We start from the raw sequence: 17,394 nt of genomic DNA, 5'->3' as shown, positions 1-17,394 counted from the left end.
GGCGTTTCCGTCAGCCGATGAACCGTGCTGACGTGATTGCCCCTCACGAGGCCGCGGCGAGCGGCTCAGGCGGTTCTGACCGGTCGTCGGTGATCCTGCCGTCCGGCGCCACGCAAACGCATCCGCGGCCGGCGGCCTTGGCCGCATAGCAGGCGGTGTCGGCCCTTGCGATGATCTCGTCGGCTTCGCCGCAATCGGCATTGATCGCCGCCAGTCCGATACTGGCGCCGATCACGTGCGGCCGGCCATCCCAGGTGAAGTTCAGGCCGGCTATCGCATCGATGATGGAGCGTGCCGCGATCCGGGCGCCGGCCGTCGAGCCGGATTTCAGGATGACCGCGAATTCGTCGCCGCCCAGACGCGCGACGATGTCTTCGGGACCAAGTACGCCGCGCACGGCCTCGGCGACCCGCTTCAGCAAGGCATCTCCGGCGGCGTGGCCGCCCGTGTCGTTGACCAGCTTGAAATGGTCGAGGTCGATGAACATGAACTGATGGCCGCCGCCTGCCGTCATGCCGTCCTTGCGCGCCTGGCCGACAAGGTCCTCCATGATGCGGATGAAGCTCGAACGATTGGCCAGCCCGGTCAGCGCGTCATGCGCGGCGGCATGGGCGAGCTGCCGCTGCAGGGCGCGCGCATCGGTGAAGTCCTGGAACACGATGACCAGGCCGCAGAATTCGCCGCGCTCGTTCACGATCGGCGACACCACCTGGCGGATGCTGCAGCGCGTGTCGTCGCGCCGGATCAGCACCGCACGGCTGTTCTGGTCGGAGGGCACCCCGGCGCCGATCGATGTGCGCGCCACGCCTATGCGCTGCCCCGTCTCCTCGTCGACAGCCCAATAGACATGACCGAGCGTCTTGCCGAGTGCCTCGTCGCCACAAACGCCGGTCAGCTTCTCGGCCACCGGATTCATGAAGGTGACGCGGTTCGCGGCATCGGTGCAGATGACGGCGTCGCCGATCGATTGCAGCGTCACCTTCAGCCGCTCCTTCTCGTCGGCCAGCAGCGCCGCCGAGACGGTGAGCCGTTCTTCGGCCTGCTTGCGTCGGGTGATGTCGGTCAAGCTGCCGATCGCTCTGATCAGCTGCCCATCCGAGTCACGCTCGATGGCCTTGCCGCGGTCGAGGATCCAGATCCAGCGGCCATCCTTGTGGCGCATCCTGAACTCGGCCTCGAAGAATTCCGTCTCGCCCTCGAGATGGGCGCGATCGGCCTCCGCGACGGCGGCGCGGTCGTCCGGATGGATCATGGTCAGCCAGCGGTCGGGGTCGCCATCCAGCTCGCCGTCCTCAAAACCGAGCATCTTGACCCAGGTGGAGGAATAGGTGGTGCCTCCCTTGCGTATGTCGAGGTCCCAGACACCCTGACCGGCGCCGGCCAGCGCGAAGTTCCAGCGCGTTTCGGCCTCGGCGATGCGTGCCTCGGCCTGCTTGCGCGCGTCGATATCCTCGATCTGCGAGACGAGATAGAGCGGGCGTCCGTTCTTCTCATCGCGAATGACGGAGCCGGCAAGTTGGGCCCAGACGGGTGTACCGTCCTTTTTGAGATAACGCTTCTCGAAATGGAAAGCATCGACGGTGCCGGCCTTCAGGCCGGCCATCGTTTCGCGTCCGATCTCCAGATCGTCGGGATACGTGATCTGGAAGAAGGTCAGCGCCTCTATTTCCTCGCGGCTGTAGCCGAGCATGGTGGCGAACGCGGGGTTTGTCTGCAGTATACGCCCGTCGAGGCTGACAATGGCGATGCCGATGGCCGAGTCCTCCATGACCCGGCGGAACCGCTGTTCGTTCTCGGCAACCTGCCGGCGGTCGCCGGGGATGCGCGCGATGAACAGGGCCGCGAGCATGAGCGCGCCGGCCGTCAATGCGAACGACACCTGAAGGCAGAGCTCGAGCGCCTGTGCGCCAAAGTCCAGCTTCGGCAACATGACCGAGGCCGCCGCCACGGCAAGACCGGCCACGGCCAAGGACAGCGCCGCATGTCTGTGAGGCCTGATGAGTGCTCGTAATCTCACGATTTATGCCACCCCCGTGGGCAATCGCTTTTTCCCGTCAAAACCCTGAAGGATCGATTTTAAGGAAAGGTTGCGCCCGAGGTACCGGCGATATGGGAAACCGGCAAACAATTGCCGGCATGATTAAGGATCGGTGTGCACGGCGTATGATCCCGGGCTGGCGCTACCAGCGCACGAAAAACCGCCCGCCGAGCGCGCCTAGCAAAGCGAGTGCCGCGATGGCGATCGTGTACCAGGTGGCAACGAAAAGCGGCGAGTCGTCGAAGCAGTGCGCGGCATAGAAAGTCGCCGCCAGCCCGCCGGCAAGCAGCCCGGCGACCGTGCCGGCAAGCACCGGCCGTGTCGGCGCGCCATAACGCAGCATCCACAGGAAGATGGCCAGCGGGCCGATGCCGATCAGCGGGATGAACCCCATGCAGATCATCATGTTGGAGCCGACCATGCGCGTGCCCCACAGCGCCTGCGGCACCATGAACAGCTCAAGAGCCACCGCAACAGCCACCAGCAGGGGCGCCGCGGCCATCCAGGCCAAGGCCCGCGCCGTCGAGGCGCCAGGCGTCGACAGGACGCGTATAAGAGCGAAGGCGCTGGCGGCGAGCTCCATGGTGAAAACGAATTTTGCCAGGAAGCGCATCGTATGCACGGCCGCCATGAAATCGGGGCGCGGACCGATGGTCATCCAGAAGACCGCGGCCGCGACCACAACGGCCATACAAGCCGCCAGCCACCAGGCCGAACGCAGCGGCATTGCCTTGCTGCTGATATCGGCGTCGAGTGCCTTGATGAGATCTTCGGTTCTCATGTCACTGCCGTCCAAACCGCTTGGCTATCGCGGCAAGCCCGCGGTGCAGCGACACCCGCACCGCTGTTTCGCTGATGCCGAACTTGGCCGCCGTCTCCCCGATCGAGTGGCCCTCGACCGATATGGCCGAGACCACCGAACGCTGCGCCGGCGGCAAGGTGTCGAGCGCCCGGTTGACGTCGCGCTCGCTGACCGTCTCGCTCTCCGGCTCGGCGAAAGTCTCGGCGATGTCGTCGACATCGATCTCGATGCGCCGTCCGCGCCGCCGGAATGCGTCGATCAGCTTGAAACGGGCAATCGCATAGACCCAGGGCAACACCGGCGCGTCCTGGCGCCAGGTATGTCGTTTCACATGAATGGCCAGCAAGGTTTCCTGCACGACATCCTCGGGATCGACTCCGCCCTGCACGATCTTGCGCCGGACAAAGCCGCGGATCAGCGCGGCAATCCGGTGGAGAAAGTCGGCATAGGCCTTTTCATCTCCCGCGATCGCGGCCCGCATCAGCCGGGAAAGCTCGGCCTCGTCCTTGCCGCTCACAAGAGTTCACTCCCCCGATCTTCGCGCCTCGGCACTGATTTGTTACGTGGCCGGCGAAATAATGTCCAAGCCAATCTACGGGCAAATCACGAAAGTTTGCGGGATGGGCCACGAAATTCCCTGACGGATCCTCTGGTCCCCATATCGGGCGATGCCATCGGCGTCCGACACGCGAAACCGTGATGGAGTCGAGCACCTTTCAATCTTGACTAACCCATTCATGAATTGCTACTCGGACGCACCCGCAGTGCGGGCAACCCGAGGAGTCCCTTATGAAATCCCCTTTTCTTGCCCTGGCCAGCGTAGCGGCGCTTGCAATCAGCCTCGCCGCCGGTCCGGCGACGGCCGAAGATGCCGGCATTATCGTCTATAACGCCCAGCATGAAAGCCTGGCCAAGGAATGGGCCGAGGGGTTCACCAAGGAAACCGGCATCAAGGTCACCTTGCGCAATGGCGGCGACAGCGACTTCTCCAACCAGATCGTCGCGGAAGGCGGCTCCTCGCCCGCCGACGTCTTCCTGACCGAGAATTCGCCCGCCATGGCGCTGGTCGAGGCCGCGGGCCTGTTCGCGCCGGTCGATGCCGGGACGCTGGCCCAGGTTCCGCAGGACTACCAGCCGTCGAGCGGCAAGTGGGTGGGCGTGGCCGCGCGCAGCACCGTCTTTGCCTACAACAAGGACAAGTTGAAGGAAGACCAGTTGCCCAAGTCGCTGCTCGACCTTGCCGATCCGAGCTGGAAGGGCCGCTGGGCCGCCTCGCCTTCGGGCGCCGATTTCCAGGCGATCGTCAGCGCCCTGCTGCAGCTCAAGGGCGAGGCCGCCACGGCCGACTGGTTGAAGGCGATGAAGGAGAACTTCACCGCCTATAAGGGCAACAGCACCGTCATGAAGGCGGTCAATGCCGGCGAGATCGAGGGCGGCGTGATCTACCACTATTACTATTTCGGCGATCAGGCCAAGACCGGCGAGAACTCCAAGAACGTGGCGCTGCATTATTTCAAGAACCAGGATCCGGGCGCCTTCGTATCGGTCTCCGGCGGTGGCGTGCTCGCCGCGAGCAAGCACCAGAAGGAGGCCCAGGCTTTCCTGAAATGGGTGACCGCCAAGGGTGGCCAGGACGTGCTGAAGGACGGAACCTCCTTCGAATACGCGGTCGGCAAGGACGCGCAGTCCAATCCCAAGCTGGTGCCGCTGGCCGATCTGCAGGCGCCGAAGGTTGACGCCGCGACGCTGAACTCCAAGAAGGTCACCGACCTGATGACCGCAGCCGGCTTGCTTTAGTTGGCTTTCGTCCTAATGGCTTGCTTTAGTTGGCTTTCGTCCTAATAAGGACACCGACCGTGCTCCCGCGGTAATCCCGCGGGAGCGTTTTGTTTTTGAGACCTGTCGATGACGACATGCTCCCTGTCCGGCCGCGATCGCGGCCGCTCGATTGCCGCCGCAGCGGCAGCAACGGCCTGGCGTCTCGCGTGATGCAGTCCGCGGTAGACTTTGCGCGCACGGACCTGTCGCCGAAAATACGCCGCCGGGCGCATCGTCGGGTCGCGCCGTGGATTGTCATCGCGGCCATGTCAGTCTCGCTGCTCGCCCTGGTGCCGCTCGCCTTCATCATCTGGATCGCGGTGCAGACCGGCTGGGAGACCGTCTCGGCCCTTGTCTTCCGGCCGCGCGTCGGCGAACTCCTGGTCAACACCGGACTGCTGGTGCTGCTTTCCGTGCCCATCGCCATCCTCCTGTCGGTGACGCTGGCCTGGCTGACCGAGCGCAGCGACCTGCCCGGTGCCCGGTTCTGGTCCTGGCTCTGCGTGGCGCCGCTCGCCATTCCGGCTTTCGTGCATTCCTATGCCTGGATCACCCTGGTGCCGGGGCTGCACGGCCTCTGGGCCGGCGTACTGGTCTCCGTCATTGCCTATTTTCCTTTTCTCTATCTGCCGGTTTCGGCGGCACTTCGCCGCCTCGATCCTGCCTTGGAGGACGCCGCGGCGGCCCTTGGTCTCGGACCCTGGCGCGTGTTCTGGCGTGTCGTGTTGCCGCAGCTCAGGTTAGCGATATGCGGCGGCTCGTTGCTGGTCGGACTGCACCTGCTGGCCGAATACGGTCTCTACGTCTTCATCCGCTTCGACACCTTCACGACCGCGATCGTCGACCAGTTCCAGTCGACCTTCAACGGCCCGGCCGCCAACATGCTGGCCGGCGTGCTGGTGACATGCTGCTTCATTCTTCTCGGCCTCGAAGTGCTGGTGCGCGGCGAGGAGCGTTATGCCCGCGTCGGCTCCGGCGCCGCGCGGTACCAGCGGCGGATCAGCCTCGGCCGCGCCACCCTGCCCAGCCTGCTGTTGCTTGTCGTCACCACGGTGCTGGCGCTTGGCGTTCCGTTCGTGACCATCGGACGCTGGCTCGCCGCCGGCGGCGCCGACGTCTGGCGCTTCGATGAAATCGGCCTGGCGCTAGGCCAGACGCTGTTCCTGTCGCTCGCCGGTGCGCTGCTTGCCACCGTCGCGGCGATGCCGATGGCCTGGATCTCGATACGCGCGCCCGGACCGTTGCAGCGCCTGCTCGAGGGCTGCAACTATATCGTCGGCTCGCTGCCGGGTGTCGTCATCGCGCTGGCACTGGTCACCATCACCGTGCGCATCGCGCTGCCGCTCTACCAGACCCTGTTCACCATCCTTGTCGCTTATGCGCTGATGTTCCTGCCGCGTGCCCTGGTCAGCCTGCGCGCGTCCATCGCCCAGGCGCCGGTGGAACTCGAACGCGCTGCGTCGAGCCTCGGCCGGCATCCGCTCAACGCGCTGTGGTCGACGACAATCCGCCTGTCGGCGCCCGGAGCCGCGGCCGGCATGGCGCTGGTGGCGCTCGGCATCATGAACGAATTGACCGCGACCCAGATGCTGGCGCCGAACGGCACCCGCACGCTGGCCATGGCATTCTGGTCCTACAGCGGCGAGATCGATTATGCCTCGGCGGCCCCTTACGCCTTCATCATGGTGGCGATGTCGCTGCCCCTGACCTGGCTGCTCTATGTCCAGTCGAAGCGGATGGCCGGACGATGAGCTTTCTGGAATTCGGCAATCTGCACAAGCATTATGGCCCGGTCGCGGCCCTTGCCGGCGTTGACCTGAACGTCGCCAGCGGCAGCCGCACGGCCATCGTTGGACCTTCCGGCTGCGGCAAGACGACCTTGCTGCGGCTGATCGCCGGCTTCGAGGCGCCGGACCAGGGCCGCATCGTGCTTGACGGGCAGGTGCTGGCCAATGGCGGCGCCGCTGTCCCTGCGCATCGCCGCGGCATCGGCGTGGTGGCGCAGGACGGCGCTCTGTTCCCGCATTTGACGATCTCGGACAATATCGGCTTCGGCATGGGACGGAACGACGACAAGCGCGCCGAGCGCATCGTCGAACTCGCCTATATCGTGGGCCTGGACAAGGCGATCCTGAAACGTCGTCCGCACGAACTGTCCGGCGGCCAGCAGCAGCGCGTGGCACTGGCCCGTGCCATGGCGATGAAGCCCAGGCTGATGCTGCTCGACGAACCGTTCTCGGCCCTCGACACCGGCCTGCGCGCCTCGATGCGCAAGGCGGTGGCCGAACTTCTGGAGGCGGCCGGCATCACCACCATCCTGGTGACTCACGACCAGGCCGAGGCATTGTCTTTCGCCAGCCAGGTGGCGGTGATGCGCGATGGAAGATTTTCCCAGGTCGGCACGCCGCGCGAACTTTATCTCAAGCCAAAGGACAGGATGATCGCCGAATTCCTCGGCGATGCCATCATCCTGCCGGCGAGCATTTCGGGCGGCTTCGCCAACTCGCCGCTCGGCCGCATCGCCGTCGACACGGCCGACAGCCGCGATATCGCCCGCATCATGCTGCGGCCGGAGCAGATCGGGCTCAAACGCACTTCGCGCGAGGGCATGTCGGGTACCCCTGACATGTTGTTCGGCGAGGTGACGGAATGCGAATTCGCCGGCTCGACATGCACGGTCGCGGTGCGGCTTCTGAACAATGCCGATCCGCCGGACGCCGCCGCGATCGGCGGCACGCCGCTGATCCTGCGCAAATCCGGCATGGACGCGCCGGCTGTCGGCGAAATCGTGCGGCTGACCGTGTCGGGCAAGGCGCACGTCTTCGCCTGAAGATCTGACGGTGCCGCACCCGGGCTGCGATGGCGAGACGCGTTTTTCGGATTCGGCCGCGTAGAGCGGCCACTGCTCAACGAGGCTAGCTAGAAAATCAAAGCGCCGGCTCGGGCATTGAAGCCTTGAACACATCGAGACGGGTACCCGTCTCCGACGAGAAGAAGTGCATGTCGTCTGGCGAGATCTTCAGGCCGACGGTGCTGCCCGGCTCGGGGTGCACGGCCTCCGAGGTCATCACCGAGAACGGCGCGCCGTCGAGGTCGACATAGATCACCCGCCCCGCGCCCAGTTCCTCGACCAGATCGACAGAGGCATCGAGCGCGCCCGGCGTTCCCGGTGCCACCAGCCGGACGGCTTCCGGCCTGATGCCCATCGCAACCTTGGTGCCGACCGGCAGGCCGGCGCGAACCATCGCCAGGCGCCGGCTGCCGCCGAGCAGCGACAGCCCGTCGAGTTCGACAGTGCCTTCAAGGATGTTCATCGCCGGCGCGCCGACGAAGGTGGCGACGAAGCGGCTGGCGGGGCGGGTGTAGATCTCACCTGGCGTGCCGACTTGCTCGACGCGTCCGCCATTCATCACCACCAGCCGGTCGGCGAGCGTCATCGCCTCGACCTGGTCGTGGGTGACGAAGACGGAGGTGGCGTTCAGCCGGCGGTGCAGCTTGCGGATCTCCGAGCGCATCTGCACGCGCAGCTTGGCGTCGAGATTGGAAAGCGGCTCGTCGAACAGGAAGACTTTCGGCTCGCGGATCATGGCGCGGCCCATGGCGACGCGCTGCCGCTGGCCACCGGAAAGCGCCATCGGCTTGCGGTCGAGCAGATGCTCGAGCTCTAGCGTGCGGGCCACCGCCTGGATGCGCTGGTTGCGCTCCGCCGAGGGAACGCCTGATACCTTCAGTGAATAGCCGATGTTCTGCGCCACGCTCATATGCGGATAGAGCGCGTAGTTCTGGAACACCATGGCGCAGCCGCGCTCGCGCGGCTCGAGCTTGTTGACGACGGTGCCGTCGATGGCGATCGTGCCGTCGGAAATCTCCTCCAGCCCGGCGATCATGCGCAGCAAGGTGGACTTGCCGCAGCCGGACGGCCCCAGGATGACGACGAATTCGCCAGAGGCGAAGTCGAGATCGACGCCATGCACGACCTGCGTCTTGGCGTAGTTCTTCTTGACGCCGCGTATTGTGATGGAGGCCATTTTTCTGTCTCCCTGCTATTTCTCGGTGGCGATCAGGCCGCGCACGAACCAGCGCTGCATCAAGACCACGACAATCATCGGCGGCACCATGATGATGAGCGTTCCGGCCATGGCAATGTGCCATTCCGGGGCGCCACCGACGTTGGGGATCAGTTGCTTGAGCTCGGTCACCGCCATCGCATGCGACTGGTCGGTGGTGATCAGCAGCGGCCACAGATATTGATTCCAGGCCCACAGGAACATGATGGTTCCGAGCGCGGCCATGTTGTTGCGCGACAGCGGCAGCAGGACGTCGATGAAGAACCGCAGCGGGCCAGCACCGTCCATGCGCGCGGCCTCGGTCAATTCGTCCGGCACGGTCAGGAAGAACTGGCGATAGAGGAAGGTTCCGGTGGCGGTGGCGACAAGCGGCAGGATCAGGCCGCTATAGGAATTGAGCAGCCCAAGGCTCATCGAGACCCGCACCCCCGATACTTTCTCGATCAGCCAGGAAAGCCCGGTCAGGTCCAGAATCGTCTGATAGGGCTCGAGCACGTTGGCAACCACCGCGTAGGTCGGCACGATGCGCACTTCGAGCGGCAGCATCAGCGTGATGAAGATCAGCCAGAAGATCAGCATGCGGCCAGGATAGCGGAAGTACACGAGCGAGAAGGCGGTGAGCGCCGAGATGATCACTTTGCCCGCCGCGACGCCGAACGCCATGATGAAGCTGTTGAGCAGCTTGGGACCGAGATCGGCGGTCACCCAGGCCGTCTTGATGTTGACCCAGAAGTCACTGCCCGGCAACAGCGACATCGGCACATCGTTGACGTCCTTGAGATTGTGCGACGCGGCGATCGCCACGATGGCGAACGGCGCGACACAGAAAACGAAGCCGGCGAACAGGATCAGATGGGTGAAGAAGTTGAGGAACGGGGTGCGCTCGACCATGTCAATCTCACCTGTAATGCACGCGCCGCTCGATGAAGCGGAACTGGACGATGGTGAGGGCGACGATGAGTACCATCAGGATGATGCTCTGAGCGGCCGCGCCCGAATAGTCGAGGCCTTTGAACCCGTCGGAGTAGATCTTATACACCATCAGATTGGTCGCATTCGCGGGTCCGCCTGATGTCATGATGTCGACGATGCCGAAGGAGTCCTGGAAGCTCTCGGTGATGTTGATGACGAGCAGGAAGAAGATCGTCGGCGTGATCAGCGGGAACTGGATATCCCAGAAGCGCCTGAGGACACCGGAGCCGTCCATCGCCGCCGCCTCCATCAATGAGCGCGGGATGGCCTGGAAGGCGGCGAGGAAGAAGATGAAGTTGTAGCCGACATATTTCCAGGAGAAGGCAACGATGATCGAGGCCATGGCGTCGGCGCCGTCGAGGCCTGGATCCCAGAAGCCGGGCCAGACCCGGTTGACGACGGCCATGAAGCCGGCTTCCGGCGCCAGGATGAAACGAAACGCCAGCGCCAGCGCCGGAGCGGCGATGCCATAAGGCCAGATAAGCACCACGCGATACAGCCACGAGCCGGCAAGCTGCCGATCGGTCAGGGCGGCTAGCACCAGAGCGATGACCATCGCCAGGCCGGTGCTGATGGCCGCGAAAATCAGGCTGGCGGTGATCGAGTTCCAGTAGTCGGCGTTGGACAGGATCGAGCGGAAATTGTCGAGACCGACCCAGATGTTGCCGCCGCCCCAGGGCTGCTGCAGCGTCAGCGACCAGTACACCGCCTGGCCGGCCGGCCAGTAGAAGAAGGTGAAGATCAGGAGCAACTGCGGCACCGCGAACAGGATACCGATCGTCGATCTGCTGAAGGTAACGCGTTTTTCCATCGGTCCGCCGAGGCCGCGGAACGGCCAGCCTAGAGCAAGATGAGATTAATACATGAAACGGCCGCCCGTCGAATCTCGCCGGGCGGCCTCGGTATAAGCTTCGCGATCAGGGCAGCGTCTTGCCCGGATAGGTCTGCTGGAAGCGGTCCAGGATGGCGTCGCCATTCTTGACCAGCGTGTCGAGGCCTTCCTGGACGCTGACCTTGTTGGCGAAGATCGCCTGCATCTGCGTGCCGAACTCGGCGCGGATCTGGGTGAAGTTGCCCAGGCGCACGCCGCGAGTGATTTCGGTCGGCTCGGACGCGGTCAGGCTGGCGATCGCGGTTTCGCGGCCCTTATAGGGAGCCTTGTCGTAGAAACCCTGGGACTTCAGGTATTCGAAGCCCGACTTGGTGACCGGGATGTAACCGGTGTTGGTCGACCAGAACAAAGCCGTCTTGGGGTCGTGGATGAAGTTGAGGAACGCGGCCGCGCCCTTGTATTCGGCGTCCGACTTGCCCGAGAGCACCCACAGGGAAGCGCCACCGACGAGCGAGTTCTTGCGCTCGGTTCCGGCATAGACCGGAAGTTCGGCGACATCCCAGTTCATGCCTTCCTTCTGCGTCTTGCCGACCGTGCCGTGATCGCCGACCGAGGTCATGATCACCTGGCAGGTGCCGGTCGCGAAGGCCTGGACCATGTCCTGGCCGAGATCCTTGGACTTGATCTTGATCAGGCCGGAATCATACCACTTCTTGAGATCGGTGACGTACTGGACGAATTTGGTCTTGTTGACTTCCAGACGCGCGTCGAGGCCGTCATAGCCGTTGTTCTTGGTCGCGATCGGCTGGTTGTGGATGGCCGAGAACTGCTCCATGATCTGCCAGCTTTCGTTGGCGGAGATGTTGATCGCCATCGGGCACTCGTAGCCGGCGTCCTTCAACGCCTTGAGGTCGGCGCCGACATCTTCCCAGGTCTTCGGCGCCTCGGTCTTGCCGATCTTGGCGAAGGCGTCCTTGTTCCAGTACATCAGCGGGGTCGAGGAATTGAACGGGAAGGACAGCATCTCGCCCTTCGAGGTCGCGTAGTAACGGGCAATGCCGGGGAAATAGTCGGCGTAGTCGATCTTGTAGCCGTTTTCTTCCATCAGCTTGTCGGCGGGCTTGTAGGCGCCCGACAGCATCATCGTGGCGGTGCCGACGTCATAGACCTGGACGACGGCGGGCTGCTTGCCGGCGCGGAAGGCGGCGATGGTGTTCTGCAGCGTGGCGTCGTAATTGCCCTGGCTGGTGCAAACGACTTCATAGTCCTTCTGCGAGGCGTTGAAGTTCTTGCACAGCGTGTCGACGACGCGGGCGAGGTCGCCCGAAAGGCCGAACCAGAAATCGAATTTTACCGGCTCCGCGAAGGCAGGAATCGCCAGCGCGGTGCTGAGCGCGCCTGCGGCAAGGGCAGCGAGGCCCCGCTTGATGATCGTCATGGTTTCTTCCCTCTTGAATGACTGTTGACAAGGGTCTTGCGCAAGTCCTTGCCCGCTCTCTTAGAGAAGGTATGTGACAGTTCTGTTGTGGCCTCCCGGGCCTTCTGCCAGTTGGTCTTTCCTCCCCCTCGGCGGTGGCCCCGGCATGAAAACGTCACGCCGGCGCCTTAGGTAGCTAGGGCGGCTGTCATGGACGTAAAGGTCGTCATGGTTAGCCGGCTAAAGGACGATGAAACGCTGATGCGGCAGCTGACGCACATGCCCATCGCCGACAGGCAGGCGATGCGCGGCGGCCCTCGCGACTGCGCCATATATCCGCGGCACGGGTCTCACGCGCCGCCTCGCGGCCAGCCCCTCCCGGCACTCAAAGCCAGCGGCCATTCTGCCCCAGGAAGGCACGCTATGGTTGCAGGCGGCTTTATCGATCCTTCAACGGCCAAGCCTTAATCAGTCATATTTCCTTTTTTATTTCCTATGGGCTAGGGGGAAATAAGGTGTTGACTGTCTATAATTGCATCGTGAACCAGCACGACTTGAGACTGGTCGTACTCGCCGCGCTTATTTGCGGGATTTCCTGTTTTTCTGCTGTGAACCTGCTTCACCACATCAGCCGCTCGACGGACCGCCACCGGTTGGTCTGGCTGATGATATCGGCGACGTCGACCGGGTTCGGAATCTGGGCCACGCATTTCATCGCCATGCTTGCCTTCACGCCGGGCATCCCCAGCGCCTACGATCCGGGGCTTTCCGTGCTCTCGCTGGCCGCCTCGGTCGCACTGACGGCGGCTGGCATGTGGATCGCCACCTTGCGGGACGAGATCGATTACCATCTCGTCGGCGGCGCCGTTCTGGGTGGCGGCATCGCAGCCATGCACTATGTCGGCATGGCGGCGTTCGAGGTCCAGGGCCGGATCGAATGGAACCTGCTGCTTGTCGCCGTGTCCTTGCTGGCCGGTGCGACGCTTGCGGCAATGGCGCTGCACGTCGTTCTGCGCCGCCCTTCCCTGTCGGCCACATCGGCCGGCGCCGTACTGCTGACACTGGCGATCTGCACCTTGCATTTCATCGGCATGGGCGCCGTCTCGATCTTTCCCGATTCCTCTATCGTCATATCCGAATACACGATCGAGCCGATGTCGCAGGCTTTCGCGGCCGCGGCCGCCACGCTGGTGATCCTGGTGCTGTCGGCATCGGCGCTGTGGATCGATCTGCGCTTCCGGCGCCAGAAACTCGAGGTCGACCGCATGCACGGCCTGGCCAATGCGGCCGTGGAAGGCCTGATCGTCTGCGACGGCAGCCGCATCGTCAGCGCCAATGACAGCATGGGCAAGCTGACCGGCACGCCGGCAACGACGCTGAACGGTATGGAACTGGGCGAACTTTTCGACGAACGCGCCGCATTCGACGCGACCAGTCTGGAGGGCCAGCCGCGGGAAGTGGAGCTGAGGGGCCGCGATGGGACCAGAATCCCCGTCGAATTGATCGCCAGGAGCATCGACTATTGCGGCAAGCCGCACAACGTCATCGCCGTGCGCGACATACGCGAACGCAGGAAGGCCGAAGAGGAAATCCTTCGCCTTGCCCATTTCGATCCGCTGACGGGCCTTGCCAATCGCCGCTCCTTCTCCAGCCGTCTCGACGCGGAAATCGCGTCCATGAACCGGGTCGCAAAAGCCGACGCAGGCGCCAAAGGCCGGCATCTTGCGCTTCTGCTGCTCGACCTCGACCGCTTCAAGGAGGTGAACGACCTCTACGGCCACGGCGCGGGCGATGCCATGTTGCAGAAGGTGGCAAGCTGCGCGTCCGGTGTTTTGCGCCACGGTCAGATGCTTGCACGCCTGGGCGGCGACGAATTCGCCATCATCGCCCCCAACCTCCCGGACCCGCAGGCGGCGGGCCGCATCGCCAATGCGGTGCTTGCCGCCATGCGCGAGGAAAACCGGGCAGCTGTCGGCGGCGGTCTGGTCTCGGCCAGCATCGGCATCGCGGTCTATCCGCTCGATGCCGAAGACCAGACGAGCCTGATCAGCCATGCCGATACGGCACTCTACCGGGCCAAGACCGAAGGCAGGGACACCTATCGCTATTTCGAGGCCTCGATGGGCGCCGAGGCCCGCGACAAGCGCGTGATGGAACATGAATTGCGCCAGGCCGTCGTGCGCGGTGAATTCTACCTCGTCTACCAGCCACAGAAGGAGATCAGCAGCGGCAGGATGGTTGGCTTCGAGGCCCTGATCCGCTGGCGTCATCCTGAGCGTGGCGAGGTTTCCCCGGCCATCTTCATCCCGGTGGCCGAGGACAGCGGCGCGATCGGCCAGATCGGCGATTGGGTGCTCGAAGCGGCCTGCGAGGAAGCCGCGCGCTGGGAAAACCCGCTGACGGTCGCCGTCAACGTCTCCGCGGTCCAGCTCCACAATCCCAATTTCAGCCGCAAGGTCCACGAGACCTTGATGAAGACAGGCCTTGCTCCGACCAGGCTGGAACTCGAGATCACGGAGACCGCGCTGGTGAAGGACATGCCGCGTGCGCTGGCAACCTTGCGGCAGGTCAAGTCGCTCGGCGTGCGCGTGGCCATGGATGATTTCGGGACCGGCTATTCCTCCCTCTCCAACCTGCGCGCCTTTCCCTTCGACAAGATCAAGATCGACGCCTCCTTCATCAAGGCGGTCGACACGAACGGCCAGGTCGCGGCGATCGTGCGCGCGGTGCTTGGGCTGGGGCGCGGCCTTGGCCTGCCGGTTCTGGCCGAAGGCGTCGAGACGCTTGGCGAGTTGAAGTTCCTGGACGCCGAGGCTTGCGAGATCGGCCAGGGCTACTACCTCGGCAAGCCTGCGCCGATCGAAGCGTTCGACGACCTGACCGGCCACGGCAAGCCCACTCCGGTGCGTGCCGGCCGCCAGGATGGCGGTCTCGTGCTGCTCAAGCCAAAGGTGCGCTCGGCCTAGCCTGGGGAAAGCGCTACGCGCTTTTCCTGCATTTGCGTGTCCTGCCTTTGCTTGGGTTTACGATCCGAGCGCCGTCTCGACCAGCCGCTTGGCGTCCGGCCCCGACCATTCGGCCGGGCCGTTCATATGGGCGATCAGGCAGCCCTCGCCGTCGATGAGCATGGTGACGGGCAGGCCGAGCGCCAGCCCGCGCGTCTTGAGCTCGTTGAACAGCGTCATCGTCGAATCCCGGTAGTAGCCGAGCGTGTGCACACCGGTATCGGCGAGAAACTTCTTCGGCTTCACGTCGTCGCCGGCATCGACATTGACGGCGACGACCTGAAAGGCGTCGCTGCCTTTCTCCTTCTGCAGCGCATCGAGCGCCGGCATTTCGGCACGGCATGGCGCGCACCATGTCGCCCAGAGATTGAGCAGCACCGTCTTGCCGGCATGATCGGCGATCGTCATCGGCTTGCCGTCCGGACCGTTGAAGGCAAGGCTTCGCATCGACTGCGGCGGGTCGGCCGGCAAAAGCGCCGCGACCTCACCGGTGGCCGCGGCCGCGACCTTCTTGGCGCGCTCGCTCTTGGCGGTGCAGGCGACATCGTCCTTGCTCTCGCCGGCGGCCGCCTGGGCCGGTGCGTTGTTGCCAGACCGGCTCTCGCTGACATATACCGCGACCGCGCCGGCCAGCGCTCCCGCCACCAAAGCGGCGAGGATCAGGCGCGGGGCCGGGAAAAATCTGTTTCCGTCTGCCATTTTCTCAAAACTGCTCCGAAGCACGGGTTATAGCCATGAGCGACAAGAAGACCAGCAACCAGATGTGGGGCGGACGATTTGCCTCGGGTCCGGCCGCGATCATGGAAGCGATCAACGCGTCGATCTCGTTCGACCGCAAACTCTATGCCCAGGACATAAGAGGCTCGATCGCCCATAGCGAGATGCTGGCGCAAACGGGCATTATTTCGGCGGCCGATCAAGAAAAAATCGCGCACGGGCTGAACACGATCCTGAAAGAGATCGAAGCCGGCAGCTTCGAGTTTTCGACGAAGCTGGAAGACATCCACATGAATGTCGAGGCCCGCCTCGCCGACCTGATCGGTCCTTCTGCCGGCCGGCTTCACACCGCCCGCTCGCGCAACGACCAGGTGGCTGTCGATCTGAGGCTCTGGGTCAAGGACGAGTGCTTTCGCGTCGCCGAAGCCCTGAAAGGGCTGATCCAGGCCCTGCTGGAACGGGCCGAGGAACATGCGGCAACCGTGATGCCGGGCTTCACCCATATGCAGGCGGCCCAGCCGGTGACTTTCGGCCACCATTGCATGGCCTATGTCGAAATGTTCTCGCGCGACCTCTCGCGCGTCCGGGACGCCATCGAACGGATGGACGAGAGCCCGCTGGGTGCTGCCGCCCTCGCCGGCACCAGCTTCCCGATCGACCGTCATGCGACCGCCAAGGCGCTTGGCTTCCGCGAGCCGATGCGCAATTCGCTGGACAGCGTCTCCGACCGCGATTTCGCGCTGGAATTCCTCGCCATGGCCGCGATCTGCGCCACGCACCTGTCGCGGCTGGCCGAGGAAATCATCATCTGGTCGACGCCGCAATTCGGCTTCATCAGGCTGTCGGATAGTTTTTCCACCGGCTCCTCGATCATGCCGCAGAAGAAGAACCCGGACGCCGCCGAACTGGTGCGCGGCAAGACTGGCCGCGTCAACGGCCATCTGGTCGGCCTGCTGACGGTGATGAAGGGCATGCCTTTGACCTATGGCAAGGATATGCAGGAAGACAAGGAATCGGTCTTCGACGCCGCCGAGACGCTCGACCTGATGCTGGCCGCGACGACCGGCATGGTCTCGGACATGACGGTCAATGCGGCGGCGATGAAGAAGGCCGCCGGCTCCGGCCACGCCACCGCCACCGACCTCGCCGACTGGCTGGTGCGCACGCTCGGCCTGCCATTCCGCGAGGCGCATCATGTCACCGGCCGCGCGGTGGCGCTGGCCGAAGACAAGAGGGTGAGCCTGGAGAAGCTTTCGCTGGAGGATCTGCAATCGATCAACCCAGGCATCACGCCAGACATTTTCTCGGTGCTGGCCGTGCAGAATTCGGTCAAGAGCCGCACCAGCTTCGGCGGCACCGCGCCGTCGGAAGTGAGGAAGCAGATCCGCGCCTGGAAAAAGCGTATCGCCAAGGCCTAATGCCCGATATTGCGATCGGCAATATCCGGGGTGCAATACGCCGAGAACTCGGCTAAAAGCGGCGGCTGGCAAAAGTTTCGGACGGATGGATCGATGACCGGAAGCAGGATTTTGGTGACGCTGACGCTTCTGGCTGCGATGGCCGCTGTGACCGCCTGCGGCCGCAAGGCTGGTCTCGACACCCCCTACGAGGCTGCCGTCCAGGCGCGCAAGGACGCCGAAAAGGCCCACCAGCCGGTGCCGCCGGAACCGGAAAAACCGGTCGTGGACAAGAAGTTCATCCTCGACCCGCTGATCTAGCGCCCGCC

14 protein-coding genes are annotated in these 17,394 nt (G+C 64.1%); 6 read left to right on the top strand and 8 right to left on the bottom strand.

The features are described from left to right. Positions 1–43: 43 nt before the first annotated feature. From LB564_RS20640 to LB564_RS20630, 3 genes are all read right to left on the bottom strand, one after another. Entirely contained in the window at positions 44–1,963 is a 1,920-nt protein-coding gene (locus LB564_RS20640; protein WP_224540584.1) for a PAS domain S-box protein, read from the bottom strand. A gap of 217 nt (positions 1,964–2,180) precedes the next feature. Beyond that, positions 2,181–2,819, bottom strand: a complete 639-nt coding sequence (locus LB564_RS20635) for an NrsF family protein (protein WP_224540494.1) — start codon at positions 2,817–2,819, stop codon at positions 2,181–2,183. A 1-nt stretch (position 2,820) separates the two neighbouring features. Continuing rightward, positions 2,821–3,357 carry a sigma-70 family RNA polymerase sigma factor gene (locus LB564_RS20630; protein ID WP_224540492.1) on the bottom strand — a complete coding sequence of 179 codons (537 nt, stop codon included), beginning with the start codon at positions 3,355–3,357 and terminating at the stop codon, positions 2,821–2,823. 272 nt (positions 3,358–3,629) lie between these two features. Between LB564_RS20630 and LB564_RS20625 the strand changes: the two genes are divergently transcribed. The 3 genes from LB564_RS20625 (at position 3,630) to LB564_RS20615 (ending at position 7,488) form a co-directional block, all read left to right on the top strand. After that, complete coding sequence (locus tag LB564_RS20625) at positions 3,630–4,637, top strand: iron ABC transporter substrate-binding protein (protein ID WP_224540490.1); 1,008 nt, start codon at positions 3,630–3,632, stop codon at positions 4,635–4,637. 191 nt (positions 4,638–4,828) lie between these two features. Further along, positions 4,829–6,409, top strand: a complete 1,581-nt coding sequence (locus LB564_RS20620) for an ABC transporter permease (RefSeq protein ID WP_224540488.1) — start codon at positions 4,829–4,831, stop codon at positions 6,407–6,409. Continuing rightward, complete coding sequence (locus LB564_RS20615; RefSeq protein WP_224540486.1) at positions 6,406–7,488, top strand: ABC transporter ATP-binding protein; 1,083 nt, start codon at positions 6,406–6,408, stop codon at positions 7,486–7,488. The genes LB564_RS20620 and LB564_RS20615 overlap by 4 nt, the downstream gene beginning before the upstream one ends. A gap of 97 nt (positions 7,489–7,585) precedes the next feature. On the opposite strand, the gene LB564_RS20610 is transcribed toward LB564_RS20615, so the two are convergent. The 4 genes from LB564_RS20610 to LB564_RS20595 all read right to left on the bottom strand — a co-directional run bounded on the left by LB564_RS20610 (position 7,586) and on the right by LB564_RS20595 (position 11,967). Beyond that, positions 7,586–8,686: a sn-glycerol-3-phosphate import ATP-binding protein UgpC gene (locus LB564_RS20610; RefSeq protein WP_224540484.1), complete on the bottom strand. Its 1,101-nt coding sequence runs from the start codon at positions 8,684–8,686 to the stop codon at positions 7,586–7,588. A 15-nt stretch (positions 8,687–8,701) separates the two neighbouring features. Then, positions 8,702–9,616: an ABC transporter permease subunit gene (locus tag LB564_RS20605; protein WP_140708474.1), complete on the bottom strand. Its 915-nt coding sequence runs from the start codon at positions 9,614–9,616 to the stop codon at positions 8,702–8,704. A 7-nt stretch (positions 9,617–9,623) separates the two neighbouring features. Next, positions 9,624–10,508: a carbohydrate ABC transporter permease gene (locus LB564_RS20600; RefSeq protein WP_140708472.1), complete on the bottom strand. Its 885-nt coding sequence runs from the start codon at positions 10,506–10,508 to the stop codon at positions 9,624–9,626. Between the two features lie 106 nt (positions 10,509–10,614). Next, positions 10,615–11,967 (bottom strand): extracellular solute-binding protein, encoded by a 1,353-nt coding sequence (locus LB564_RS20595; protein WP_224540482.1) that lies wholly within the window; start codon positions 11,965–11,967, stop codon positions 10,615–10,617. Positions 11,968–12,461: 494 nt separating this feature from the next. Here LB564_RS20595 and LB564_RS20590 point away from each other — a divergent pair, with 494 nt between their 5' ends. Continuing rightward, a complete protein-coding gene (locus LB564_RS20590; RefSeq protein WP_224540480.1) occupies positions 12,462–14,912 on the top strand; it encodes an EAL domain-containing protein in 2,451 nt (816 codons plus the stop codon). Positions 14,913–14,969: 57 nt separating this feature from the next. Here the strand turns inward: LB564_RS20590 and tlpA are convergent, their stop codons facing one another. Then, the gene (gene tlpA, locus LB564_RS20585; RefSeq protein WP_140708466.1) at positions 14,970–15,650 is read right to left on the bottom strand and encodes a thiol:disulfide interchange protein TlpA; all 681 of its coding nucleotides are present in this window, start codon (positions 15,648–15,650) and stop codon (positions 14,970–14,972) included. A gap of 35 nt (positions 15,651–15,685) precedes the next feature. Between tlpA and argH the strand changes: the two genes are divergently transcribed. Further along, positions 15,686–17,086, top strand: a complete 1,401-nt coding sequence (argH, locus tag LB564_RS20580) for an argininosuccinate lyase (protein ID WP_140708464.1) — start codon at positions 15,686–15,688, stop codon at positions 17,084–17,086. A gap of 93 nt (positions 17,087–17,179) precedes the next feature. Beyond that, the gene (locus tag LB564_RS20575) at positions 17,180–17,386 is read left to right on the top strand and encodes a hypothetical protein (RefSeq protein ID WP_140708462.1); all 207 of its coding nucleotides are present in this window, start codon (positions 17,180–17,182) and stop codon (positions 17,384–17,386) included. The last annotated feature ends 8 nt before the right edge of the window (positions 17,387–17,394 follow it).

The sequence above is a fragment of the Mesorhizobium sp. ES1-6 genome, assembly GCF_020164775.1.
In the GTDB taxonomy this organism is placed as follows: domain Bacteria; phylum Pseudomonadota; class Alphaproteobacteria; order Rhizobiales; family Rhizobiaceae; genus Mesorhizobium.
The sequence above is the reverse complement of the archived record's forward strand: the minus strand, read 5'-3'. Positions and strand labels throughout refer to the sequence as shown.